The following is a 24,711-nucleotide window of genomic DNA, read 5'->3' as shown; positions in this document are numbered from 1 at the left end:
CGGGTTCGGCGGCCTTTGCTTTCAAGAGGCTGGTGGCAATCGCCGTGCGATGGGGCGCGCTCGGCCTCTTCCGGCGGGGATGGCGCTTTGGGAGGCGGGACGGGAGAGGCGGACAGGGGCCGGAGCGCTGCGCTGACCTCCCCCTCCGTCATGCCTTCGGCATGCCACCTCCCCCTGGCGGGGGAGGACTTAGCATCGCTCCGGATATCGATCGGGACGAATCTACTTTATCATCGGCCCGGCGCAACTCTTTGAGCTGTCATGCGCTTCAGCATCTTGCGCGCGCGTGAGGGACGCGCTTTGCGCAGGAGGGGCCGGCCATGTTGAAGATCGCACCCGGCCCAAACGCCGCCCTTGCCGCACGTTATGATTTGGTTCGCGCCCTCACCGTCGCGTTGACCGCGCCGCTGTCCGACGCCGATGCCAGCGTCCAGTCGATGCCCGATGCGTCGCCGGCCAAATGGCATCTCGCACATACGACCTGGTTCTTCGAAACCTTCGTGTTGCGCGATCACGTGGACGGCTACGTGCTGCACGACGAACGCTTCCCGTTCCTGTTCAACAGCTATTACGAGGCGGAGGGCCGCCGCCACGCGCGCGACCGCCGCGGCATGATTACCCGGCCGACGCTGGACGAAGTGCTCGCCTATCGCGCCTATGTCGATGCGGCGCTGCTGTCGGCGCTGCCCGACCTGCCCGATGCCGCGTGCGAGCTGGTAGCGCTAGGCTGTCATCACGAAGAGCAGCATCAGGAACTGCTCGTCACCGATATCCTGCACCTGTTCGGTGAAAATCCGCTGGAGCCCGCGCTGTGGCCCGCCGCGCCCAAGGTGCCGGTTGCGATGCCGGGGCCGATCCGCTGGATCGAGCGGGATGCGGGAATCGTCCGCGTCGGGCACGATGGCGACGGTTTCGCCTTCGATTGCGAGGGGCCGCGGCACGATGCGTTGCTCGCCCGCCATGCGATCGCCGACCGCACGGTCACCAATGGCGAATGGGCGGCGTTCATCGCCGATGGCGGCTATGCGGACGCGCGGCACTGGCTCGCCGACGGTTGGGCATGGGTGAAGGCGAACGGCATCGCCGCGCCGCTGTATTGGGAACGGCAGGACGGCGTGTGGACGCGCTTCGGCCTGGATGGGCGCCGGCCGATCGATCCTGCCGCGCCGGTGACGCACGTCAGCCTGTACGAAGCGGACGCCTATGCCGCCTGGGCCGGCGCGCGCCTGCCGACCGAGTTCGAATGGGAGGCCGCTGCGCAAGCGGCCGACGCGGCGGGTGGCAACCAGATGGACGCCGCTGGCCCGGTCGAGCCGCGCCCCGCCGCCCCCGGCGACCCCGCCTTTTTCGGCGACGTGTGGGAATGGACGGGCAGCGCCTATCGCCCCTACCCCGGCTTTCGCACCGTCGACGGCGCGGTCGGCGAATATAACGGCAAGTTTATGAGCGGGCAGTTCGTGCTGCGCGGCGGCAGCTGCGCCACGCCGCGCGGCCATGCCCGCCCCTGCTATCGCAATTTCTTCTACCCCCACCAGCGCTGGCAATTCACCGGCGTCCGGCTCGCCAAGGATATCTGATGCTGAAGCCCGAAATCGAGGACGGTCAGGCGAGCCTCGCCGATCCGCAATTCCGTGCCGACGTGCTGTCGGGGCTCGAGCGGCGCCCGCGCGCAATCCCCGCGCGCTGGTTCTACGATCGCCGCGGATCGGAGCTGTTCGAGGATATCACCGTGCTGCCGGAATATTATCCGACGCGCACCGAAACCGCGATCCTGGAAGAAATCTGCCCCGAGGTGACCGAGGTCGTCGGCCGCGGCCGCGCGGTGGTGGAGTTCGGGTCGGGATCGTCGACCAAGACGCCGCTGCTGCTGCGCTGTGCCGCGCCGTCCGCCTATGTGCCGATCGACATTTCGGGCGATTTCCTACGCGAATCGTCGCGCGTGCTCAGCGAAGCCTTCCCCGACCTGACCGTGCTGCCGTTCGAGGCGGACTTCATGCGGTCGCTGACGCTGCCGGCCGAGGTGGCGGACACACCGAAGCTCGGCTTCTTCCCCGGTTCGACGATCGGCAACATGATCCCGCTGATGGCGGTTGACCTGTTGCGCGCGATGCGCGCGTCGCTGGGCGAAGGCGCGATGCTGCTGATCGGCATGGACCGGATCAAGGACGAAAGCACGCTGGTCGCCGCCTATGACGATGCGGCGGGTGTGACGGCGGCGTTCAACCTCAATTTGCTGGACCGGATCAATCGCGAGCTGGACGGCACGATCCCGGTCGACGCCTTCGCGCACGAAGCGCGCTGGAACGACGATCGGGCGCGGATCGAGATGCATCTGGTGGCGCAGCGCGACGTCGCCTTCACCATCGAAGGGCGCCCCTTCACCATCGGTGCGGGCGAGAGCATCCACACCGAGAACAGCCACAAATACGCCTCGCGCGATGCGCGTATCCTGCTGCGCTCGGGCGGGTGGACGCCGATCCGCGAATGGACGGACCCCAAGGGGCTGTTCGGCCTCTACCTGGCCGAAGCGCAGCCGGAGCGGCCGGCGCCATAAGCGCGCCAGCCGCCGGAGGGCGTCACGGCCGCATCGTGGCGCGCCATGTCGCGATATATTCGGTATTGCCGCGGCATTCGCTCATCTCGTCCTGCGACACCAGGCGATAGCGGCTGCCGTCCCACGCGAAGGTCTGACCCACACCGCAATCCCCCAGGCCGCGGCCCTTGGCGTAACTGGTCAGGACGTTGCGGTCGAAATCGCCGTTGACGACGCTGTGGACGGGGGTCTGCGAATCCGCGCCCGTCGCGTCGAAGCCGGCGAGCGCGTCGACCTGCGCCGGGCGGACGTCGGTGCCGCGGACGACGAACAGCGCGCCGATGACGTTATACGCCCCCGCCGAACAGGGCTGGATCACCAGCAGGCGCCCGTCCGGCGTCCTGGCGACCGAGGGGGTCGAGTCCATCCCTTCGGACAGGTCGCACCGGCCGATCCGCTTCATCGTCGCGACCACGGATGGCGGCAGCTTGGCGGTATAGGGCGTCAGCCGCTGTGCGGCGACGATCGGCAGCGCCGGTGCGGGCGGCACGCTCGCTGCGGGCTTGGCGCCCGTCGCGACGGTGGCCGTCACGGTCCCGGCGCGCCCCTGCATCGCATCGATGTAGCGCAACGCGGCCGAGGCGCCCTTTAGCGAGATCGTGCCGCCGGGCACCTTGAGAACCCGACCGTTCGCCATCGCGGCGGCAAGGGCATTCGCGTCGCGGCCCAGATCACGACCGTCGACGGTGAAACGGACCGCGGGCTTGCGCCCCGACGCATCGGTCACCCCCTCCCCCAATATCGCATGATAGCGACCCTGCGGGCCCGGGTCGCGCGTGAGGTTGAGCGTCGCGCCCGCACCGGCACCATCGTCGGGCAGCAGCGACGCCATGGTACACACCAGCCCATTGTCGCAGCCGACCTGCCAGTCGCCGAACGTCTTGAGCACGCCGGGTTTCGGCGTGACCGGCGCATCCGTCTTCGCCGTCGCGGGTTGACGTGCCGCCGTGTGGGGGGTGGCCTCCGGCGTCCGGGTTGGCGTCGCGTCGGCCTGCGGCTGGTTGGAGCAGGCGGCGAGCATCAGGGCGGCGAGGGCGACATGGCGGGTCATGATGGTCCTACTCAGCGAACGGGCTCCCGGTTCCAACGCCGCAACGCCGCGCGCAGCACCACGACGAAGATGACGAAGCCGACGATCACCGCGGGCAGCGACGCTTCGGGTCCGAAGGCGCCGCCGCTCAGCCAATCGGGACTGCCCTGCACCGGCGCGCTGACGAACAGGCTGCCCGTGTCGGTGCCGCCCGACACGCGCGCGCCGAACACCGGCCCCTGAACGAATTTCCACGCGGCATGCACCCCCACCGCCATCCAGATGCGCCCGGTGACGAGGTAGAAAGCGGCGAGCATCAGCCCCGCCTCCACCGCGATCGCCAGCGCGGCGACCAGCGTCGCATTGGGGTTGGCGAGGTGCATCGCCCCGAACAGCAGCGCCGAGATCGCCAGTGCCGGCCACAGGCCGCCCGCGCGCATCAGCAGGCGGAACACGACGAGGCGCAGCAGCAATTCCTCGGCAAATCCGGTGCGCAGCGCCCAGACGATGTCGGTCGGCCAGTCGCCCCATTGGCCGGGCGCCAGCGTGTAGACGCCGAGCAGGCGCAGGCTGGTGAAGACGAGCGCGAACATCCCCGCCCCGATCGCGAGGCCGGCGAGCAGTTCGGGCAGCAGCGGCCGGGCGGCGATCTCCACCGGCGCGCGCCGCTCGCCGTAGCGGACCGCCAGCGCGTAGACCGCATAGGCGACCAGCACCGATCCGATCCGCACGGCGTTGCGATAGGCAGGCGCCGCATGCAGCCAGCCGGGGAAGAGCAGGACGCTCATCACCGCGAACAGCGCGACCATCCAGCCGATCGCCGCCAGCCACCGCCACCGGCCCGGCCGCAACAGCCCGCTATCCCCCAATATGATCATGCCCCTCTCCTCTGTGCGCGCGAGCCTATCCGGCTGGCAGGCGCCGGGAAAGCGGCTATGGCGAACGACAAAGCGATCGATGGAGAGACATGATGCAGGCAGTGGGTGTGATCGGTGCGGGCCAGATGGGCGCCGGCATCGCGCAGGTGAGCGCGGCCGCGGGCTATCGCGTGATCCTGTCCGACGTGTCGGTCGAGCGCGCCGAGGCGGGCAAGGCGGGGATCGCCAAGCTGCTCGCTCGTGCGGTCGAGAAGGAGAAGATCGACGCCGCGACGCGTGACGCTACGCTCGACCGGATCGAAGCGGTTGGCGACGTCGCCGCCATGGCGCCTTGCGGCCTCGTGATCGAGGCGGCGACCGAGCGTGAGGAGATCAAGCGGGCGATCTTCGGCAACGTCGGCAAGGTGCTCAGGCCGGATGCGATCCTCGCGTCGAACACCTCGTCGATTCCGATCACCCGGCTCGCCCAGGCGACGCCCGATCCGGCGCGGTTCATCGGCGTGCATTTCTTCAATCCGGTGCCGGTGATGGGCCTGATCGAGGTGATCCGCGGGCTTGCGACGTCGGACGCCACCGTCGGCGTCATCAAGGATTATGCCGAGCGGCTGGGCAAGGCGGTGGTCCGCGCCAACGACGCGCCGGGCTTCATCGTCAACCGCGTGCTGATGCCGATGATCAACGAGGCGATCTTTGCGCTGGGCGAGGGCGTCGCGACGATCCGCGACATCGACCTTGCCTGCCAATTGGGGCTCAACCATCCGATGGGGCCGCTGACGCTGGCCGACTTCATCGGCCTCGACACCTGCCTGGAGATCACCCGCGTGTTGTTCGAGGGCACCGGCGACCCCAAGTTCCGGCCGGCGCCGCTGCTGGTGAAGTATGTCGAGGCCGGCTGGTACGGCCGCAAGACCGGCCGCGGCTTCTACGATTACAGCGGACCGCAACCCGAGCCGACGCGCTGAGGAGACTGGCCATGAGCCTGGACGACACGATCGTCGATACGCCCGAAGGTCCGATGACCTTCAAGGAATGGAAGAAGAAGAACCCGGTGCAGCTGCCTTCGCGCCGGACCAAGGGCAAGGATTTGCCCAACAAGGTGAAGACCCGGACGGGGGAATGACCTGCAAGTCCTCCCCCGCCAGGGGGAGGTGGCAGCGAAGCTGACGGAGGGGGAGGACGGCGGCGTCCTGCACCAAGAACGGCGCCGCTTACCGCCCCCTCCGTCACCGCTGCGCGGCGCCACCTCCCCCTGGCGGGGGAGGACTTACGGGCGCCGGAGCCACACCGCATACACCCCCGCCAGCACCGCCAGCACCGGCACGCCGTAGACCAGCGTGAGTGCGAAGGCCGCGGTGAAGGGTGTCGTCGCCAGGATCGTGAGGATCGCGCCCGCGCCGGCGAGGCTCACCCACGGATAGCCCCACATCCGGAACCCCGCCGGCGGCCCGTGCCGTCGCCGGAACGCGAGGTGCGTGACGAAAATCATGCCCCAGGTGAACAGCGCGCCGAAGATCGACACGGCGATCATCACGCCAAGGGCCGCATCGGGCCGCCACGCATAGACGCCGCCCGCCACCGCAATCCCCGCCGCCGACACGAGCAATGCCGCCACCGGCACGCCGCGCGCATCGACCATGCCCAGCCGCCGCGGCGCGAGGCCGCTGTCGGCGAGGCTAAACAGCATGCGCGAGGCGGTGTAGAGCTGGCTGTTCATCGCCGACAATGCCGCGACCAGAACGACGGCGTTGATGACGCCTGCCGCATAGGGCAGGCCGCTCGCGGCCATTACCGTCACGAATGGGCTGGTCGCGGTGCCAGCCTGCGTCCACGGCAGCACCGCCAGCATCACCGCGAGGCTGCCGAGATAGAATAAGGCGAGGCGCAGCATCGTCGAGCGGAAGGCGCGGACGATCGCGCGTTCCGGGTCGCGTGCCTCCCCAGCCGCGACCGCGATCATCTCGATACTGAGGTAGCTGAAGATCGAGACGATCACCGCGCTCCAGATGCCGCTGAGGCCATGGGGCGCGAAACCGCCATGGGCGGTGTAGTTCGCCAGCCCGACGCCCGGTGCGCCGCGGCCGATCACCCACAGGCCGAGCGCAATGAAGGCGGCGATCGCGACGACCTTGATCGCCGAGAACAGATATTCGACCGCGCCGAACGCCCGTACGCTGACGAGATTGACGGCGAGCAGCGCGAGGCCGAACCCGCCGATCCACCAGGCGCCGGCGATGTCGGGCAGCCAGTAGCGCATGTAGATGGCGACCGCAGTCACCTCCGTCCCGATCGCCAGGATGATGCAGGTGACGTAGGCGTAGCGGACGAGGAAACCGGCGAAGCGGCCGAGGTAGCGTTCGGCGAACAGCCCGAACGATCCGGTCGCGGGGTCGGCGACGGTCATTTCGGCAAGGCACCCCATCAGCGCCAGCGTGATCAGCCCGCCGATGGAATAGCTGACCAGCACCGCCGGCCCGGCGAGCTGGATCGCGAAGCCGCTGCCCAGGAACAGCCCGGTGCCGACCGCCCCGCCGATCGCGATCATCGCCAGCTGGCCCGGCCCAAGCGTGCGCTTGAGGGCTTTTTTGGAACCCTGCGGAAGAGCAGGGTTCCCGGCGGTGCCGGGCCGCCCCCCCTCCCGGCCCCCCATCAGGATACCGTATGGGTGGTCGGGAGGGGGAGCGGGCCGGTCATAGCGTTCGCCTTAGCCGATCAGCAGGCCGGCGAGCGCCGCCGACATCAGGTTGGCTAGGCTACCCGCGGCGAGCGCGCGCAGGCCGAGCTTGGCGATCATCGGGCGCTGGTTGGGGGCGAGGCTGCCCGTCACCGCCATCTGGATGGCGATCGACGAGAAATTGGCGAAGCCGCAGAGCGCGAAGGTGACGACGGCGATGGTGCGCGGGCTGAGCTGTGCGGCCTGCTTGCCGAGATCGATATAGGCGACGAATTCGTTGAGCACGATCTTCTCGCCGAACAGGCCGCCGGCGATCCCCGCCTCGTTCCACGGCACGTTCAGCAGGAACATGACCGGCTGGAAGAGATAGCCGAGCAGCGCCTGGAAGCTGAGGCCGGGCAGGCCGACCATATTGCCGAACCCGCCGAGCAGGCCGTTCGCCAGCGCGACCAGAGCGACGAAGGCGAGCACCATCGCGCCGACCGCGACGGCGAGCCGCACGCCGGTCTGCGCGCCTTGGGCGGCGGCCATGATGAGGTTGGCGGGCTTTTCCTCGTCATGCGTCGCTTCGGGCAGCGGCTCGCCCGGCGTGCCTTCCGGCAGCAGCGCGGCGGGGCCGGCGCCGCTGATGCGATGGTCGGCGAGCGCGATCACGCGATTTTCGTCGGGCACGTCGCCCAGCGGCAGCTCGCCCTCGGGCGGCATGGAGCGATCGGGCATGATGATCTTGGCCATCAGGATGCCGCCCGGCGCGGCCATGAAGCTGGCGGCGAGGAGATATTCGATGCGGATGCCCATCGAGGCATAGGCCGCGAGGATCGTGCCCGCGACGCCCGCCATGCCGCTGGTCATCACCGTGAACAGCTGCGGCGGGGTGAGGCCGGCGAGATAGGGGCGGATCACCAGCGGCGATTCGGACTGGCCGACGAAGATGTTGGCCGCGGCACACAAGGATTCGACCTTGGACGTGCCGATCACCTTTTCGATCGCGCCGCCGACCCAGCGCACCACGACCTGCATGACGCCGAGGTAGTAGAGGATCGACACGAGGCTGGCGAAGAAGATGATGACCGGCAGCGCCGCGATCGCGAAGCTCTGGCCGCCGATATCGGGGCTGGCGAGCTTGCCGAACAGAAACTCCGTGCCCCGCTGCGAATAGCCGAGCAGCGCCGACACGCCCGCCGACGCCCCCGCCAGCGCCGCACGACCCGGCCCCCAGTAGAGCACGATCGTCGCGATCGCCGCCTGCAACGCGAACGCCGCGCCGACGACGCGCAGCCGGATCGCCTTGCGGTCGGTGGACAGCGCGAAGGCGATGACGAGGATGACGAGGATGCCGGCAACGCCGATCAGGATACGGTTCATGGTGTTTCCGCGAGGATAGGGAAAAGCCGCGGCCCCCCGGCAGCGACGGGGCAGCATACACGCGCTTTTTGTCGAGGAAAGTGAGGATTGAAGCGCGGTGCTCCGGCGGGGCGCGGCGATGGCGCGAATCGGGGTTTGCGCGGGAGGGCGCGCGCGGAAGTGGACGAAGTGGACGGTATGCTATCGTCGGAAGCGAGGGGTCCGCGGCGCCCGTCGCGCATCGGCGGGGCGAGGGGCGGACGGGTCATGACGGGGGTGTAGCAGATGGGGGGCGTGTAGGACAGGGCCGACGGGGTGCACGCTTCCTGAGTCCTATGGCGCGTTACCTTGCCGCACCCACCCCGTCACCCCGGACTTGGTCCGGGGTCCACCGGGCCGCGAGGGAACGGCAAGAGGCTCCGGCCATCCCCCTCGCCGCAGAGTGGACCCCGGAACGAGTCCGGGGTGACGGGTCTTTTTTGGGCTCGGTTCCGGCCGCCACAGTGCGTCGCTTCAGCGCAGGTTGGGGCTTGTGGCGCGCTGGTGCCTCCACTCGCAGGTCCTGCCTTAGGCGTCTGGTACATGCATTGCAGCCGCCCCACCCACCCCGTCACCCCGGACTTGGTCCGGGGTCCACCGGGCTGCGAGGGGGCGGCAAGAGGCTCCGGCCATCCCCCTCGCCGCGGAGTGGACCCCGGAACGAGTCCGGGGTGACGGATCTTTTTAGGCTCGGTTCCGGCCGCCACATTGCGTCGCTTCAGCGGAGGTTGGGGCTTGTGGCGCGCTGGTGGCCTCCACGCACAGGCCTGCTTCAGGCGTCTGCTACACGAATTGCCGTCGCCGCACCCACCCCGTCACCCCGGACTCGTTCCGGGGTCCACCGGGCCGCGAGGGAACGGCAAGAGGCTCCAGCCATCCCCCTCGCCGCGGAGTGGACCCCGGAACGAGTCCGGGGTGACGGGGCTTTTTTGGGCTCGGTTCCGGCCGCCACTTTGCGTCGCTCCAGCGCGGGCTGGGGCCTCCCGGTGGCTTCTCCGTGAAGATGCTCGCCTTCGCCGGACGACGAATAGTGACGAACGAGACGCCCCCGCCCCGCCCTATCGGCTGGCGCCGGGCTTCCACAGGACGTCGCCCTCGCCTGCGCCGTTGACGACGCGGGTGGCGACGAAGAGCCAGTCGGACAGGCGGTTGAGGTAGGCGAGGGCCTGTGTCGCCTCGCTGCCCATCGTCACGACGCTGCGTTCCGCGCGGCGGACGATCGCGCGGGCGAGGTGGAGGGCCGCCGCCGCGGGCGTGCCGCCGGGCAGGATGAAGCTGGTGAGCGGGGACAGGCCCTCGTTCATCGCGTCGATCTCCGCCTCCAGCCGCGCGACCTGGGCGGGCACGATGCGCAGCGCGCCCTCGATCCCCATCGGCGTGGCGATATCCGCGCCGAGGTCGAACAGGTCGTTCTGGATGACGAGCAATCGGTCCGCGGGCGCCGCGCCCTGCAACGCGGCGATCGAGACGCCGATCGCGCTGTTCGCCTCGTCGACGTCGCCGATCGCCTGCATCACCGCGGCGGCCTTCGACACGCGCGATCCGTCGACGAGGCCCGTCGTGCCCGCGTCGCCGGTGCGCGTGTAGATGCGGTTCAGCTTGACCATCGAGGCAGCGTCAGCGGCTCAGGTGCGGCCGCCGACGAACAGGATGACGACGATGATGAGGATCGCCAGCGCCTGAAAGAAGACGCGCATCTGCATCATCTTGTTCGATTTGAGCGAGGCCGCGGATGGCCCTTCGCCATTGCGGACCTGGGCGTGACTATCCTGGAGGAAGGCGATGACGCCCCGCACCAGCGCGACCACCGTCGCCAGCATCGCCGCGATCAGCAGAATGACGAGGAAGGTGTTCATGCGACATACTTAAGCATCGTGCGCGACAAAGCCAATGGGAAGCCGCCCGGCGCGCAAGCGTTCGGCAAGGGCGCGTCCGTCCTCGCCCGCCTGCCGCAGATCGGCGAGCGCGGGGGCGCCGTTGCGCTTGGCGAGCCGCGTGCCGTCCGGGCCGGTCAGCAGCGGGTGGTGGCGATAGAGCGGCGTCGGCAGGTCGAGCAGCGCCTGCAGCAGGCGGTGGACGTCGGTCGCCGGGTAGAGGTCGACGCCGCGGACGACGTCGGTGACGCCCTGCGCGGCATCGTCCACCGTCACCGCGAGGTGATAGCTGGCGGGCGCGTCCTTGCGCGCGAGCACGACGTCGCCGAACGCCGCCGGATCGGCGCGGCGCCCGCCCGCGTCACTGTCGTGCCAGTGGAGCGGGCCGGTGCGGGCCAGCGCCGGTTCCATGCGCAGCCGCCAGGCATGCGGCTCGCCTGCCGCGATCCGCGCCGCCGCCACGGCCGGGTCGAGATGCCGGCAGAGGCCGGGATAGACCGGTCCGTCCGGGCCGTGGTGCGGCGCGCTGGCGCTCTCCGCAATCTCGCGCGCGATATCGGCGCGGGTGCAGAAACACGGGTAGAGCAGCCCCGCCGCGCGCAGCCGGGCGAGCGCCGCGTCGTATAGCGCCAGCCGCTGCGATTGGCGGACCACCGGGCCGTCCCACGACAGTCCCAGCCAGGCGAGATCGTCGAGGATGCCGGCGACGAATGGCTCGCGGCTGCGCGTCCCGTCGATATCCTCGATCCGCAGCAGGAAGCGGCCATGCGCGGCGCGGGCATGGTCGTGCGCCTGGATCGCCGCATAGGCATGACCCAGGTGCAGCAGGCCCGTGGGGCTGGGGGCGAAACGCGTGACGACGGTGCCGGCACCGGAGGCGCTCATGCCGTGCGGCCCCGCCGGCCACCGCAAGCCGCTTGACCGCACCCAAGGGCGCGTGCTGTCATACCCCCGTCACTCTCATGGGCGACATGGCCCATGGGTAACCCGTGGGAGGAGCCGTGTTTCATCCCGATCTGATCCGCCATCCCGACAATTGCCCCGCGTTGGTGCTCAACGCGGACTATACGCCTTTGTCCTATTATCCCTTGAGCGTCTGGCCGTGGCAGACCGCAGTCAAGGCGGTGTTCCTCGACCGGGTCGACATCGTCGCGCATTATGAGCGTGAGGTGCGCAGTCCGAATGCGGCGATCAAGCTGCCGTCGGTCATCGCGCTCAAACAATATGTGCGCCCCTCCGCCTTTCCGGCCTTCACCCGCTTCAACCTGTTCCTGCGCGATCGCTTCGCCTGCCAATATTGCGGGGTCAGCCGCGACCTGACGTTCGACCATGTCGTGCCGCGCGCGCAAGGGGGCCGGACGACGTGGGAGAATGTCGTCACCGCCTGCGCGCCGTGCAACCTCAAGAAGGGCGGGCGCACGCCGAAGCAAGCGGGCATGCCGCTGTATGTCGAGCCGATCCGCCCGACCAACTGGCACCTTCAGGAACATGGCCGCGCCTTTCCGCCCAACTATCTGCACGACACATGGCACGACTGGCTCTACTGGGATGTTGAGCTGGAAGCATAAGCGGAGACGATAGTTGCGGCGACACGGAATGACGGCATCGCTGGTCCTTGCGGTGGCCCTGCTGAGCGCGTGCGGCAAGAAGAGCGAGGAGAAAGCGGCGCAGGCGGATGCGGTCGCCAATGCGGCCGGCTTCGTGCCGCCCGCCGTGACCAGCCGTGTCGATTTCTCGACCGCGATGGACCAGCGCTTCCGCAGCCTGGACCGCAACGGCGACGACCGCATCGACGCCACCGAGCTGCCGCGCCAGAACAGCCGCCTGATGGGGCTGGACCGCAACAAGGACGGCGTGATCAGCCAGATCGAATGGAGCGAGGGCACGATGCGCCGCTTCGACCAGATGGACCTCAACCACGACGGCACGGTGACGTCGGAAGAGGAAAGCGAATGGCGCGCCGCCCGCGACGCCGGCCGAGCCCCCCCGGCGCAGCCGACCACGCCGGTGCTGGGCGATACGCTGAGCAACCAGGGGACGCGGGCGCAATAGGGGCGTCGTTAGGCCTCCAACCCACGCCGTCACCCCGGACTTGGTCCGGGGTCCACTCTGCGGCGAGGGGGGTGGCTGGAGGCTCTTGCCGCCCCCTTGTGGCTCAGTGGCCCCCGGAACGAGTCCGGGGTGACGAGGAATTTGCGGCAAAGGCTCCGCACCTCAGCTTTTGCCCCGCAAACCCCAAGCCCGGTTGACCCGGTCCCTGCCGCAGCGCAGCATGCGGGCATGGCCAATATCGACCCCGCTTCGCTTCCGCCGATCGCCAACAACCCCGACGTGCGCTTCCTGGGCGCGAAGCTCGGCGACGTCATTCGCGCCTATGGCGGCGAGGCGTTGTTCGAAGCGACCGAGGCGATCCGGCGGGCGTCGGTGGAGCGCCATCGCGGCACCGGTGACGGCGATGCGGTGCACCGCCACCTGCAGGACCTGGGCCTCGACGAAACGCTCGATTTCGTCCGCGGATTCATGCTCTTCTCGATGCTCGCCAACCTGGCCGAGGATCGCCAGGGCATCGCCGCCGAACAGGGGGCGGATGTCGCCGCGGCGCTCGCGACGTTGCAGGCGGAGGGGATCGACCGCGCCGAGGTGCAGCGCCTGCTCGCCCATGCGCTGATCGTGCCGGTGCTGACCGCCCACCCCACCGAGGTGCGGCGCAAGAGCATGATCGACCACAAGAACCGCATCGCCGAGCTGATGGCGCTGAAGGATGCGGGCCGCAGCGAGACGCCTGACGGCGATCTGGTCGACGATGCGATCACCCGCCAGATCGCGCTGCTGTGGCAGACGCGTGTGCTGCGCCGCGAGCGGTTGTACGTCACCGACGAGGTCGAGACGGCGCTGAGCTACATGCGCGACGTGTTCCTGCCCGCCCTCCCCGCGCTCTACCAGCGCTGGGACCGCGCGTTCGGGGAGCGCGTGCCGAGCTTCGTCAAGCCGGGAAGCTGGATCGGCGGCGACCGCGACGGCAATCCCTTCGTCACCGCCGATTCGCTGCGCACCGCGCTGTCGCGTGCGGCGGAGGCGGTGCTCGGCTTCTACCTCGACGCGGTGCATGCGCTGGGCGCGGAGCTGTCGATCTCGACCGAACATGCCGCGGTGGACGACGCGGTGCTCGCGCTGGCCGAGGCGAGTGGCGATACCGCCGCCAGCCGCAGCGACGAACCCTATCGCCGTGCGCTGTCGGGGATCTATGCGCGCCTTGCCGCGACGCACGAGGCACTGACCGGCAAGCCCGCCGCGCGCCCCGGCCGGCTGACCGGCGAGCCCTATCCCGACCCGCAGGCGTTCCGCGCCGACCTTGCCGCGATCGCCCATGCGCTCGCGAGCGCCGGGGCGCTCAAGACCGGCGGCGCACTCGGCCGGCTGATCCGCGCAGTGGAGACGTTCGGCTTCCACCTCGCGACGCTCGACCTGCGCCAGAACAGCGCGGTCCACGAACGCGTCGTCGCCGAATTGCTGAAGACCGCAGGGGTGGAGGACGATTACCTGGCCCTCGACGAGCCGGCACGCGTCGCGCTGCTGCGGCGCGAACTGGCGCATGCGCGGCCGCTCGCCAGCCGCTTCACGACCTATTCGGACGAGACGCAGTCCGAATTGCAGATCGTGCTCGCCGCCGCGGAGGCGCATGCGACCTACGGCCCGGCGTGCATCACCAACTATATCGTCTCGATGGCGCAGTCGGTGTCCGACCTGCTCGAGATCAACCTGCTGCTGAAGGAAGTGGGCCTGTACCGCGGTGGCGACGAGCCGTCGGCGGCGATCATGGCGGTGCCGCTGTTCGAGACGGTCGGCGATCTGGAGGCCGCGCCCGGCATCATGACCGATTGGTTCGCGCTGCCGGAGATCGCGCACATCGCAGCAAAGCGCGGTCATCAGGAGGTGATGATCGGCTATTCGGACAGCAACAAGGATGGCGGCTACCTGACCTCCACCTGGCAGCTGTCCAAGGCGTCGACCGCGCTCAAACCCGTGTTCGAGGCGGCGGGCGTCGGCATGCAGCTGTTCCACGGCCGCGGCGGCGCGGTGGGACGCGGCGGCGGCAGCGCCTTCGCGGCGATCCGCGCGCAACCGCCGGGCACGGTGCAGGGCCGCATCCGCATCACCGAACAGGGCGAGGTGATCGCGGCGAAATACGGGACGCGCGACAGCGCGATGACCAATCTGGAGGCGATCGCCTCGGCGACCTTGCTCGCCAGCCTGGAGCCCGAGCGGCTGTCGAACGCGCAGAATGCGGACTTCACCGGCGCGATGGACGCGCTGTCCGACACCGCGTTCCACGCCTATCGCGACCTCGTCTACGGCACGGACGGCTTCCGCACCTTCTTCCGCCAGATGACGCCGATCGGCGAGATCGCGGGCCTCAAGATCGGCAGCCGCCCGGCGAGCCGCAAGAAGAGCGACGCGATCGAGGATCTGCGCGCCATCCCCTGGGTGTTCAGCTGGGCGCAGGCGCGCACGATGCTGCCCGGCTGGTACGGCGTGGGGCAGGCGATTGCAGCGTTCGAAGACAAGGCGCTGCTACGCGACATGGCGCAGGGGTGGCCGCTGTTCGCCGCGACGCTCGCCAATATGGAGATGGTGCTGGCGAAGTCCGACATCGCGATCGCCGGCCATTATGCCGAACTGGTCGAGGACAAGGGCCTGCGCGACGGCATCTTCACCCGCATCCGCGACGCCTGGCATCTGACGCACGACGGGCTGCTCGACGTGACGGGGCAGACGCGGTTGCTGGACAAGCACCCGGCGCTCGATGCCTCGATCCGGCTGCGGCTGCCGTATATCGAGCCGCTGAACTTCCTGCAGATCGAACTGATGAAGCGCCATCGCGCGGGCGAGGACGATCCGCGCATCGGCGAGGGCATCCTGCTGTCGATCAACGCGATCGCGACGGCGCTGCGGAATAGTGGGTGATGTAAGTCCTCCCCCGCCAGGGGGAGGTGGCCGCCGCAGGCGGTCGGAGGGGGAGGATACGGCGACCGAACGATATGCGGAAACGCCCCCTCCGCCACCGCCTGCGGCGGCGGTCCCCCTCCCCCGCTAAAGCGAAGGAGGACTTACGGTAGGAACGGGGCCGCAACCTCGGGCCGGACGCGCATCAGTCGCCCGCAGCCCCCGCTGAGGCGGCGCGCCAAAGCACGCCAGACACACCCCGTCACCCCGGACTTGGTCCGGGGTCCACTCCGCGGCGAGGGGGATGACTGGAGGCCCTGGCCACCCCCTGGCGGCCCGGTGGACCCCAGCCTGCACTGGGGTGACGTAAGTTTGTGGAGGGCGGATCAGCTGGCCAGGAACGGCGCCGCCATCTCCGGCCGGACGCGCATCAGGCGGCCGGTCACGCGTTCCAGCGCTGCGGAATAGTGGGTGATGTAAGTCCTCCCCCGCCAGGGGGAGGTGGCCGCCGCAGGCGGTCGGAGGGGGAGGATACGGCGAACGGACCGTATGCGGACCCCCCCCCNCCNCCACCGCCTGCGGCGGCGGTCCCCCTCCCCCGCTAAAGCGAGGGAGGACTTACGGTAGAAACGGCGCCGCCATCTCCGGCCGGACGCGCATCAGGCGGCCGGTTACGCGTTCCAGCGCTGCGGAATAGCGGGTGACGTAAGCCCTCCCCCGCCAGGGGGAGGTGGCCGCCGCAGGCAGTCGGAGGGGGAGAATACGGCGAACGGACCGTATGCGGAAACGCCCCCTCCACCACCGCCTACGGCGGCGGTCCCCCTCCCCCGCTAAAGCGAGGGAGGACTTACGGTAGAAACGGCGCCGCCACGTCCGGCCGGACGCGCATCAGGCGGCCGGTGGCGCGTTCCAGTAGGGCCCAGGTCGTGACCGCCTCCACCTTCACCTTGCCGTCGGCGCCGGTGAAGCGGACGTGGCGGTCGAAGCGGGCGCCCTTGGGCGGTTCTGGCACCCAGGTTTCGCCGGTCACCGTCTCACCCGCGACGACATTGCCGCGATAGTCGATTTCGTGGCGGGTCACGACCCAGACCATCGTCTCGCGATGCTCTGCCGGAGCCACCGCGTCCCAGTGCGCGACGGCGATGTCCTGGATCCAGCGCACCCACACGGCATTGTTGACGTGGCCGAGTTCGTCGATGTCCTCCGCCGCAGCGGTGATCGTCATCGTGAAGCGCGCGCTCATGCCCGCCGGCTCCGCCACCAGCGGAAGGCGGCGAAGCCGCCGCCCAGCAGCACAGCCGCACCCGCGACCCACAGCCATTGCCGCCCGTGCGGGCGATAGCGGCCGAGCAGTTCGGCGATCCCCGTGCCGAACACATAGCCGAGGCTGGTGAACAGCGCGCCCCACACGGCCGCGGCGACCGCGTTGATCCACAGGAACTGGCGCGTGCGGACATGCGTGGTGCCGATCGCAATCGGGCTGACGGTACGCAGGCCGTACAGGAAGCGGAAGGCGAAGATGAAGCCGACCGGATAGCGTTCCAGCGTCGTCAACGCCTTGGCGAAAGCAGGCTTTTTCTGCGCGCGCTGCACCCAGCGGTGCGAGCGGAAGCGCCGCCCCGCCGCGAAGAACAATTAGTCGGCGACGAACGACCCGCACGCCGCCGCGATCATCGCGCCGGGCAGCGACAGCATGCCTTCATGCGCGAACAGGCCGCCGGCGAGCACCATCGTCTCGCCTTCGATCCCCGCGCCCAGGAAGACGGCGGCCAAGCCGTATTCGGCGATCAGTGTCTCGATGCTCAGCCGCTTATTCCCATCTGCCCCAATCCCAACTGCCACAGCACGAAGGCATGTTCCTCCGCGGCCTCGCGTAACGATTCGAAGCGGCCGGATTTCCCGCCATGCCCTGCCCCCATGTTGGTTTTCAGCAGCAGCACATTGTCATCGGTCTTGGTGGAACGCAGCTTGGCCGCCCATTTCGCCGGTTCCCAATAGGTGACGCGGGGATCGTTCAATCCGCCCGAGATGAACATCGGCGGATAATCCTGCGCCGTGACATTGTCGTACGGGCTGTAGCTGCGGATCAGGTCGAACGCCGCCTTGTCCTCAATCGGATTGCCCCATTCGGGCCATTCGCCTGGCGTCAGCGGCAGGTCGGCGTCGAGCATGGTGTTGAGGACGTCGACGAACGGCACGTCGGCGATCACCGCGCCCCACAGATCGGGATCGGAATTGACGATCGCGCCCATCAGCTCGCCGCCCGCCGAGCGGCCCGCGGTGGCGATGCGGCCGGCGCTGGTCCACCCCTGCTCGATCAGCCCCTTGGCGACGTCGACGAAGTCGTTGAACGTGTTGGTGCGCTTTTCGAGCTTGCCGTCGTGATACCATTGCTGGCCGAGGTCGTCGCCGCCGCGGATATGCGCGATGGCATAAGCGAAGCCGCGGTCGAGCAGGCTGAGGCGCCCGGTCGAAAAGCCCGGCGGGATCGCATAGCCGTAGGCGCCATAGGCGTAGAGGAACAGCGGCTGCGACCCGTCGCGCTCGAAACCCGCCGGATAGACGATCGATACGGGCACCTGCGTGCCGTCGCGGACCGTGATCTTCAGCCGTTCGGTGCGATAGCCGGCGGCGTCATAGCCTGCGGGAATCTCCTGAACCTTCAGGACGGTAAGGCCGCCGGTGGCGACGTCATAGTCATAGACCGTGCCTGGCGTGACCATCGATTCATAGCCCAGCCGCAGCGTCGCGACGTCATATTCGGGATTGTCGCCCAGGCCCGCGGCATAGCTCGCCTCCGGGAAGGTGATCGGCTGGGGCACGGTCGGCGCGTCGTAGCGGTGGATGGCGATCTGATCGAGGCCGTCGCGGCGCCCTTCGACGACGAAGAAGTCCCGATAGCATTCGACTCCGGTCATGTAGAAATGCGGGTCCGCCGGGATCAGCTCGTGCCAGTCGCCGGGCGCGTCGAGGCTGGCAGTACACAGCCGCCACATCGGATCGGTATCGTTGGTGTGGATGAAGAGCGTGCCGTCGTGCGCGTCGACGTCATATTCGCGGCCTTCCTGGCGGGGCGCGACCAGGATCGGCGTGGCGAAGGGATCGTTGGCGGGCAGCAGCCGCACTTCGCTGGTGACGTGATCGCCGGTGCCGATGACGATCCACTGGCGATCGCTCGTCTCGGCGACGGCGACGCGATAGCCTTCGTCATCCTCGTGGAACAGCTCGACGTCGTCTTCGACGGGCGTGCCGAGCCGGTGGAAGCGCGCATTGTCGGTGCGCCACTGGTCGTTGGCGACGCCGTAGAGGAAGCCCGTATCGTCGGCGGTCCAGACGATCTCGGACAGCATGCCGGGGATGACCTCGGGCAGATGCTCGCCGGTGGAAAGGTCCTTCACGCGCACCTCGAACCGCTCGGCGCCGCTGTCGTCGATCGCATAGGCGAGCAGCCGCCCGTTGTTGCTGATCGCAAAGGCGCCGAGGCGGAAATATTCCTTGCCCTCGGCGAGGGCCGGCTCGTCGAGCAGCAGTTCGTCCGGCCCGCCCGCGACGGGCTTGCGCCACCATTTGCGATACTGGCCGCCGGTCTCGAACGCGGTCCAGTAGAGCCAGTCGCCATCCTTTTGCGGGACCGAGGATTCGTCCTCCTTGATGCGCGCCTTCATCTCTTCGTACAGCGTGTCGACCAGCGGCTGGTGCGGCGCCATGACGGCTTCGAAATAGGCGTTCTCGGCTTCGAGATAGGCGAGGACGTCGGGGTCGGTGACCTCGGGATACTTCGGGTCCTTCAGCCAGGCATAGGGGTCGTCGATCGTCACGCCATGCGTGGTGAAACTGTGGGGGCGGCGCTCGGCGACGGGGGGCGTGGGGTCGGTCATCGCCTTGCTGTAGAACAGGATGGCGGCGTGATCACTCCCCCGACGACCGCACATTTTCCGTCATCCCGGCCTTGAGCCGGGATCCCGCTTCTTTTTTTCGGGGGCCTCAAAGAAGATAGAAGCGGGACCCCGGATCACGTCCGGGGTGACGGAGAGTGTGAGGCGACCGGCCCGCTCCAGCAACACGCCAGCAACACGACCGCAGTTGAACCCGTGCGCGCGCGCCGCCATGCACATCGCGGATAACTCAGGGGAACATACATGGCCGGCGGACTGGTCGCACTGCTCGACGATATCGCGGCGATGGCGAAGCTTGCCGCCGCCAGCCTGGACGATGTCGCGGGTGCGGCGGGCAAGGCGGGGGCGAAGGCGGCGGGCGTGGTGATCGACGATACTGCGGTGACGCCGACCTATGTCGTGGGCCTCAGCCCCGCGCGCGAGCTGCCGATCATCTGGAAGATCGCCAAGGGCTCCCTTCGCAACAAGCTGCTGTTCCTGCTGCCAGCCGCCCTGATCCTCAGCGCGCTGGCGCCCTGGGCGATCACGCCGATCCTGATGGCGGGCGGTGCTTTCCTGTGCTTCGAGGCGGCGGAGAAGATCCTCGGCGCGCTGACCGGCCATGGCCATGGCGACGAGGCCGCGGCCGCCACCTCGCCGGAAGAGCTGGAGCAGCGGCAGGTGTCGAGCGCGATCCGTACCGACCTGATCCTGTCGGGCGAGATCATGGCGATCGCGCTCGCCGAACTCGCCGATCAGAGCCTCGTCAATCAGGCGATCGCGCTGGCGCTGGTCGCGGTGGCAATCACCGCGGGCGTCTATGGCCTCGTCGCGCTGATCGTGAAGATGGACGATATCGGCCTGCACCTCGCCCGCCGGCCGGGATCGGTCAGCCAGGCGCTAGGCCGCGGCCTCGTCGCGGCGATGCCGCGCGTGCTGTCGGCACTGTCGATCATCGGCACTGCGGCGATGGTATGGGTGGGCGGCGGCATCATCGTCCACGGGATGGAGGCGTTCGGGTTCACCGCCATCCCGCACGTCATCCACCACGCCGCGGAGGTCGCCGCGGCGTCGGCGGGGGCGCTCTCCGGCGTCGTCGGCTGGCTGGTCGGGGCGATCGGATCGGGCATCGTCGGGATCGTCATCGGCGGCGTCATCGCGGGCGTGCTCCACCTGCTGCCCAGACGGCACTGATCCGCGCACCAATGTTGGATCGCCACGAAGGGAAACTGTCCTACACGCTCTTGCCGTGCAAAGCGGGACCGACTCGGCTTGTGACGCTCCCGGTGCTAGAGCGAAAACACATGCCTGGGCGTGACTTTTGTGACTTTTGACGGACTCCTTCGATGACCCCTCATGCCAACCTCGCCGCCCTCCGCGCAGAGCTCGCCGCCCGCGGCCTCGACGGCTTCGTCGTGCCGCTGACCGACGAGCATATGAGCGAATATGTCGGCGCCTATGCGCAGCGGCTGGGCTGGCTGACCGGCTTCGGCGGATCGGCGGGCAGCGCGGTCGTACTGGCGGACAAGGCGGCGATCTTCACCGATGGCCGCTATACGCTGCAGGTGCGCGAACAGGTGTCGGCGGACGACTGGGCCTATGTCCCCGTGCCGCAGGAGAGCATCGCGGGCTGGCTCGCCGCCAATGCCAGCGAGGGGAGCCGCATCGGCTACGACCCGTGGCTGCACACCAGCGCCTGGGCGAAGGACACCGCCGCCACGCTCGCCGACCGCGGCGTGACGCTGGTGCCGGTCGACAGCAACCCGATCGACGCGGTGTGGACCGATCGCCCCGCCCCCTCGCCCGCCCGGATGAGCGTCCACGCCGATACGCACGCGGGCCAGTCCTCCGCCGCCAAGCGCGCGGCGATCGCCGACTGGCTGGGCGCGCAGCGCGCCGATGCAGTGGTGCTGACCGCGCTCGATTCGATCGCCTGGGCGCTCAACGTGCGCGGCACCGATGTCGCACACACGCCGGTAGCACTCTCCTATGCGATCGTCGGCAGCGACGGGACGACCGACCTGTTCGTCGCGCCCGAGAAGGTCGACGATGCGGTGCGCCAGCATCTCGGCAATGCGGTGCGCATCCATGACCGCGATGCCTTCGCGCCCGCGCTGCGCGGCTATGCCGGCCAGCGCGTCGCCGCCGATCCCGAACGCGCCGTCGCCGCGGTGTTCGACGCGCTGACCGCGGGCGGCGCCAAGGTGCTGGCGCTGCGCGACCCCGTCGTCCTCGCCAAGGCGCTGAAGAACCCCGCCGAGATCGCCGGCCATCGCGCCGCCAGCATCCGCGACGGCGCCGCGCTCAGCCGCTTCCTGCGCTGGATCGAGGCGGAGGCGCCCAAGGGCGGCCAGACGGAGCTATCCGCTGCGGCGCAGCTGCTCGCCTTTCGCGGACAGACCGGCTGCCTGCTCGACACGTCGTTCGACACCATCTCGGCCACCGGCGCGCATGGCGCCAGCCCGCATTATCACGTCACCGAAGACTCGAACGCTCCGATCCTGCCCGGCCAGCTGTTCCTGATCGATTCGGGCGGGCAATATGCCGACGGCACCACCGACGTGACCCGCGTCGTACCGGTCGGGCCGCCGACCGCGGAGATGCGCGACCGCTTCACCCGCGTGCTGAAGGGCCATATCGCCATCGCCACCGCCGTCTTCCCCGACGGGACCAGCGGCGCGCAGATCGACGCCTTCGCCCGCCGGCCGCTATGGGAGGCGGGGCTCGATTTCGCGCACGGCACCGGCCACGGCATCGGCAGCTATCTGTCGGTGCACGAAGGGCCGCAGCGGATCGCGGCGCCCAATTATCCCGGCGGCGCCAGCCTGGAGCCGCTGCGCGCGGGCATGATGCTGTCGAACGAGCCGGGCTATTACAAGGCCGGCGAATACGGCATCCGGATCGAGAACCTGCTGCTGATCGTCCCCGCCGCCATCCCCGGCGGCGACCGCGAGCGGACGATGCTGCGCTTCGAGACGCTCACCTTCGCGCCGATCGAGCGCACGCTGATCGATCCGGCGCTGCTGACCCGCGACGAGCGCGACTGGCTGGACGCCTATCACGCCGAGGTGGCGGCGCGGATCGGCCCCGAACTCGACATTACAGAGCGCGCGTGGCTCAACGCCAAATGCGCGCCGATCGGCGGCTAATCGGCCGATCCGTCGGTCGCTGGCGGCGCCGGCGCGGGCGCGGTGCCGCGATCGGCTCCCGCCGCCACCGCGCGCGCCTGCGCCTTGCGCCGATGCAGGTTCGCGCGCAGCTGCGCGGCCAGCCGGGCGGCCCGTTCGTCGCTATTTGCCATGCCCGGACCCTAGCCCCGTCCGGTAACGCTTGACAATCCGCCCCCGGTCGTCTCTAGGCGCCCTTCCCGCGGCGAACGCCGGCGGAAAAACGAGTGCTGCCGTAGCTCAGTGGTAGAGCGCATCCTTGGTAAGGCTGAGGTCGTGAGTTCAATCCTCACCGGCAGCACCATTTTCTCCTGATATTATCGCCGGTTGACGGAAGCAGGCCTCGAAAGAGGCTGCTTACAATGGGTCAGAACAGGCCATTGTCAGCACATTGTCAGCAAAGTTCGTAGAGCCTCAATTTTTGGGGGTGTGCCTGCTGGCTGCGCAGGGTGATCCGGATGCCGAGTCGTTGGCCCGTGTTGCCCCCTGTAGCATCCCTCTTACCGGCAAGGCGGGACGGAAAGCTGGGAAATGATGGCGTCGCGCAAACCTCGGTGACGCCACAGGATCACGTCATAGAAATGCGCTTGTCAGGATGGCCCTTCCGCCTCCTGTTTTCGAAGAATCCGTTCCCTTCGGCACCAGCCGGCCGTATCGAACGGCGTGACCTTTGGCGTCTTTATCCACCGATCTGATTCGATCTACGACGACACGCCCGCCGAGAAGTACCAATTCCCCGAGCAATATCTCGACCGTGCGCGTGCCTGCCTTGGTGACTGGATCGTCTATTACGAGCCACGCAAGGTCGCCGAAACGAAGGGCTATTACGCGGTCGCCAAGGTCGAACGCATTATCCCCGATCCTTCGACGCCGGGCATGTATCTCGCGCTAATCGAACCCGGCAGCTATCTCGATTTTGCTACGCCGATCCCGTTCGCTGACGCAAATGGCCCGATTGAGCAAGGCGTGCTCAACGATCAGGGGCGTATTTCCGGTCGAGCGCAAGCGGCCGTCCGCGGACTTTCGGCCAGCGACTTCAATCGTATTGTGCAGGCAGGACTGGCTGAAGGAGACGCGCTCCTGCCACGCACCGGTGTCCTATCCGATGCCACTACCGTCCGCGAAGAGCGTCTACCTTTCGGGTTCGACGAGACGCGTGAGCGGGTTTCAAGCCTGGTATCACGGGTAGTCCGCGACCGAGTGTTCCGGCGGATCGTGCTACGCGCCTACGACGAACGCTGCGCCGTGACCGGCCTGAAGCTCATCAATGGTGGCGGCCGAGCAGAGGTGGAAGCGGCCCATATCCGCCCTGTCGAGGCAAACGGCCCGGACATCGTCAGCAACGGCATCGCGCTTTCGGGCACCGCGCACTGGATGTTCGACCGCGGTCTGATCGGCCTGGATGACGATTTGCGGATCATCGTATCTCGTCAGGCAAACGATCCAGACGGCATCCGCTCCGTAGTGAATCCGAGCGGTCGCATCCTCGTGCCTCCCCGCGAAGCCGATCGACCCCACCCGCAGTTCGTGCGCTGGCATCGCGAGCATTGTTTCAAAGCCTGACCTCGCGGCGAAGCAGACGGCCGGGGTTGAGGCAAAACTGGTGGAAAGCAGCCTGTTCGCTTCTGGGCGAGCCGGCTCGGTAAGCTGCCGTTGGTTAAGGGCGAGGGCAGGGGGTCTCCGACGCCCGTGGATGGTGGAAACCGGCCTGGCCGGTTTGGTGCGCAGACCGCATTGGATGGCCCCTCGTGGGGCTAAAATCGTCGGCAGCATGAAAGCCTCACGGTACGGCTAGATCAACCTTGGGCGGATGCGCTTGCTGGTCGCCGGGCATACTCTCAGCGGAGCGTGTGCTCCGAAAAGCCGCTTTTCCTCACGATCAACCCGAAAGGCTATGTCGCGGCGCTCATGCTCGACGATGCCCAGGTGCTCACCGAAGGTCCTGCGATCCTTCAGTATCTGGCCGACCTCCGTCCGAAATATGGACTCGCACCGGAGAACGGCAGTCTGGAGCGGGTTCGTCTCCAGGAATGGCTCAACTTCATCACCACGGAAATTCACGCCGGATCAAGTCCGCTGTTCGACAAGAGCCTGCCGACTGCCGTGCAGGAGACCGTCAAGGCGAAGCTGTTCCGCCGTCTCGATATCGTCGAAGCCCGGCTCGCCGATGCCGACTATTTGATGGGCGAGCGGTTCACGGTCGCGGACGTCTATCTCTTCACGGTCCTGGGCTGGATGCGATTCGATCGGCCTCGATCGATGGCCTTCGCTACCCGGCTACATGCGGCGGGTTGCG

General features: G+C 68.5%; 22 protein-coding genes, 1 tRNA gene and 1 pseudogene. 12 read left to right on the top strand and 12 right to left on the bottom strand.

Features of this window, described 5'->3' with window-relative positions; all coding sequences use genetic code 11:
* Positions 1 to 320: 320 nt before the first annotated feature.
* Both egtB and egtD read left to right on the top strand, forming a co-directional pair.
* Entirely contained in the window at positions 321 to 1,577 is a 1,257-nt protein-coding gene (egtB, locus tag SPHME3_RS0104915) for an ergothioneine biosynthesis protein EgtB (RefSeq protein WP_017980391.1), read from the top strand.
* Positions 1,577 to 2,554 (top strand): L-histidine N(alpha)-methyltransferase, encoded by a 978-nt coding sequence (gene egtD, locus SPHME3_RS0104910; protein WP_017980392.1) that lies wholly within the window; start codon positions 1,577 to 1,579, stop codon positions 2,552 to 2,554. The genes egtB and egtD overlap by 1 nt, the downstream gene beginning before the upstream one ends.
* Before the next feature lie 22 nt (positions 2,555 to 2,576).
* Here egtD and SPHME3_RS0104905 read toward each other — a convergent pair whose 3' ends face one another.
* Together SPHME3_RS0104905 and SPHME3_RS0104900 are read right to left on the bottom strand one after the other, a co-directional pair.
* Entirely contained in the window at positions 2,577 to 3,644 is a 1,068-nt protein-coding gene (locus SPHME3_RS0104905; protein WP_017980393.1) for a DUF1176 domain-containing protein, read from the bottom strand.
* Positions 3,645 to 3,655: 11 nt separating this feature from the next.
* Positions 3,656 to 4,501, bottom strand: coding sequence for a CPBP family intramembrane glutamic endopeptidase (locus tag SPHME3_RS0104900; RefSeq protein WP_018250592.1), 846 nt, complete (start codon positions 4,499 to 4,501; stop codon positions 3,656 to 3,658).
* 92 nt (positions 4,502 to 4,593) lie between these two features.
* Here SPHME3_RS0104900 and SPHME3_RS0104895 point away from each other — a divergent pair, with 92 nt between their 5' ends.
* Both SPHME3_RS0104895 and SPHME3_RS21285 read left to right on the top strand, forming a co-directional pair.
* Complete coding sequence (locus SPHME3_RS0104895; RefSeq protein ID WP_024310323.1) at positions 4,594 to 5,463, top strand: 3-hydroxybutyryl-CoA dehydrogenase; 870 nt, start codon at positions 4,594 to 4,596, stop codon at positions 5,461 to 5,463.
* Between the two features lie 11 nt (positions 5,464 to 5,474).
* Positions 5,475 to 5,621 (top strand): hypothetical protein, encoded by a 147-nt coding sequence (locus tag SPHME3_RS21285; protein WP_017980396.1) that lies wholly within the window; start codon positions 5,475 to 5,477, stop codon positions 5,619 to 5,621.
* A 144-nt stretch (positions 5,622 to 5,765) separates the two neighbouring features.
* Here SPHME3_RS21285 and SPHME3_RS0104885 read toward each other — a convergent pair whose 3' ends face one another.
* From SPHME3_RS0104885 to gluQRS, 5 genes are all read right to left on the bottom strand, one after another.
* A complete protein-coding gene (locus SPHME3_RS0104885) occupies positions 5,766 to 7,043 on the bottom strand; it encodes an amino acid permease (RefSeq protein WP_017980397.1) in 1,278 nt (425 codons plus the stop codon).
* Between the two features lie 159 nt (positions 7,044 to 7,202).
* Complete coding sequence (locus SPHME3_RS0104880; protein ID WP_017980398.1) at positions 7,203 to 8,537, bottom strand: NupC/NupG family nucleoside CNT transporter; 1,335 nt, start codon at positions 8,535 to 8,537, stop codon at positions 7,203 to 7,205.
* Between the two features lie 1,076 nt (positions 8,538 to 9,613).
* Positions 9,614 to 10,162, bottom strand: coding sequence for a cob(I)yrinic acid a,c-diamide adenosyltransferase (locus SPHME3_RS0104875; RefSeq protein ID WP_017980399.1), 549 nt, complete (start codon positions 10,160 to 10,162; stop codon positions 9,614 to 9,616).
* A gap of 18 nt (positions 10,163 to 10,180) precedes the next feature.
* Positions 10,181 to 10,411: a twin transmembrane helix small protein gene (locus SPHME3_RS0104870; RefSeq protein ID WP_017980400.1), complete on the bottom strand. Its 231-nt coding sequence runs from the start codon at positions 10,409 to 10,411 to the stop codon at positions 10,181 to 10,183.
* Positions 10,412 to 10,420: 9 nt separating this feature from the next.
* Positions 10,421 to 11,314, bottom strand: a complete 894-nt coding sequence (gene gluQRS / locus SPHME3_RS0104865; RefSeq protein ID WP_017980401.1) for a tRNA glutamyl-Q(34) synthetase GluQRS — start codon at positions 11,312 to 11,314, stop codon at positions 10,421 to 10,423.
* 116 nt (positions 11,315 to 11,430) lie between these two features.
* Between gluQRS and SPHME3_RS0104860 the strand changes: the two genes are divergently transcribed.
* The 3 genes from SPHME3_RS0104860 (at position 11,431) to ppc (ending at position 15,394) form a co-directional block, all read left to right on the top strand.
* On the top strand, positions 11,431 to 11,997 hold the full coding sequence (locus tag SPHME3_RS0104860; protein ID WP_017980402.1) for an HNH endonuclease: 567 nt from the start codon (positions 11,431 to 11,433) through the stop codon (positions 11,995 to 11,997).
* 28 nt (positions 11,998 to 12,025) lie between these two features.
* Positions 12,026 to 12,481, top strand: coding sequence for an EF-hand domain-containing protein (locus tag SPHME3_RS0104855; protein WP_017980403.1), 456 nt, complete (start codon positions 12,026 to 12,028; stop codon positions 12,479 to 12,481).
* A 228-nt stretch (positions 12,482 to 12,709) separates the two neighbouring features.
* Positions 12,710 to 15,394 carry a phosphoenolpyruvate carboxylase gene (ppc, locus tag SPHME3_RS0104850; protein WP_017980404.1) on the top strand — a complete coding sequence of 895 codons (2,685 nt, stop codon included), beginning with the start codon at positions 12,710 to 12,712 and terminating at the stop codon, positions 15,392 to 15,394.
* A gap of 826 nt (positions 15,395 to 16,220) precedes the next feature.
* Here the strand turns inward: ppc and SPHME3_RS0104845 are convergent.
* Genes SPHME3_RS0104845 through SPHME3_RS0104835 form a run of 4 tightly spaced genes read right to left on the bottom strand, consistent with a single transcriptional unit; the run spans position 16,221 to position 19,251 of the window.
* The gene (locus SPHME3_RS0104845; protein WP_029720511.1) at positions 16,221 to 16,616 is read right to left on the bottom strand and encodes an acyl-CoA thioesterase; all 396 of its coding nucleotides are present in this window, start codon (positions 16,614 to 16,616) and stop codon (positions 16,221 to 16,223) included.
* Positions 16,613 to 17,008: a DedA family protein gene (locus SPHME3_RS19970; protein WP_018250591.1), complete on the bottom strand. Its 396-nt coding sequence runs from the start codon at positions 17,006 to 17,008 to the stop codon at positions 16,613 to 16,615. Before SPHME3_RS19970 ends, SPHME3_RS0104845 begins: the two co-directional genes overlap by 4 nt.
* Positions 17,009 to 17,146: a hypothetical protein gene (locus SPHME3_RS21520; protein ID WP_018250590.1), complete on the bottom strand. Its 138-nt coding sequence runs from the start codon at positions 17,144 to 17,146 to the stop codon at positions 17,009 to 17,011. It abuts the gene before it with no gap.
* A gap of 29 nt (positions 17,147 to 17,175) precedes the next feature.
* Positions 17,176 to 19,251, bottom strand: a complete 2,076-nt coding sequence (locus SPHME3_RS0104835; protein WP_024310322.1) for a S9 family peptidase — start codon at positions 19,249 to 19,251, stop codon at positions 17,176 to 17,178.
* A 261-nt stretch (positions 19,252 to 19,512) separates the two neighbouring features.
* On the opposite strand from SPHME3_RS0104835, the gene SPHME3_RS0104830 reads away from it, so the two are divergent.
* Entirely contained in the window at positions 19,513 to 20,442 is a 930-nt protein-coding gene (locus SPHME3_RS0104830; protein ID WP_017980408.1) for a DUF808 domain-containing protein, read from the top strand.
* A gap of 152 nt (positions 20,443 to 20,594) precedes the next feature.
* The gene (locus SPHME3_RS0104825; protein WP_017980409.1) at positions 20,595 to 22,397 is read left to right on the top strand and encodes an aminopeptidase P family protein; all 1,803 of its coding nucleotides are present in this window, start codon (positions 20,595 to 20,597) and stop codon (positions 22,395 to 22,397) included.
* Here SPHME3_RS0104825 and SPHME3_RS21280 read toward each other — a convergent pair.
* Complete coding sequence (locus tag SPHME3_RS21280) at positions 22,394 to 22,549, bottom strand: hypothetical protein (RefSeq protein ID WP_017980410.1); 156 nt, start codon at positions 22,547 to 22,549, stop codon at positions 22,394 to 22,396. The two genes, SPHME3_RS0104825 and SPHME3_RS21280, sit on opposite strands and share 4 nt — an antisense overlap.
* A gap of 95 nt (positions 22,550 to 22,644) precedes the next feature.
* Between SPHME3_RS21280 and SPHME3_RS0104815 the strand changes: the two genes are divergently transcribed.
* From SPHME3_RS0104815 to SPHME3_RS21740, 3 genes and pseudogenes are all read left to right on the top strand, one after another.
* Positions 22,645 to 22,719: transfer RNA gene (locus SPHME3_RS0104815), tRNA-Thr, on the top strand.
* Between the two features lie 359 nt (positions 22,720 to 23,078).
* Complete coding sequence (locus SPHME3_RS0104810; RefSeq protein ID WP_017980411.1) at positions 23,079 to 23,978, top strand: HNH endonuclease; 900 nt, start codon at positions 23,079 to 23,081, stop codon at positions 23,976 to 23,978.
* A 345-nt stretch (positions 23,979 to 24,323) separates the two neighbouring features.
* Positions 24,324 to 24,656 (top strand): annotated as a pseudogene (locus SPHME3_RS21740) (glutathione binding-like protein); the annotation flags it as partial.
* Positions 24,657 to 24,711 lie beyond the last annotated feature (55 nt).

Origin of the sequence: Sphingomonas melonis DAPP-PG 224 (genome assembly GCF_000379045.1) — a bacterium.
In the GTDB taxonomy this organism is placed as follows: domain Bacteria; phylum Pseudomonadota; class Alphaproteobacteria; order Sphingomonadales; family Sphingomonadaceae; genus Sphingomonas; species Sphingomonas aquatilis.
Note: the sequence above shows the minus strand (reverse complement) of the source record. Positions and strands in the feature narration are given on the sequence as shown.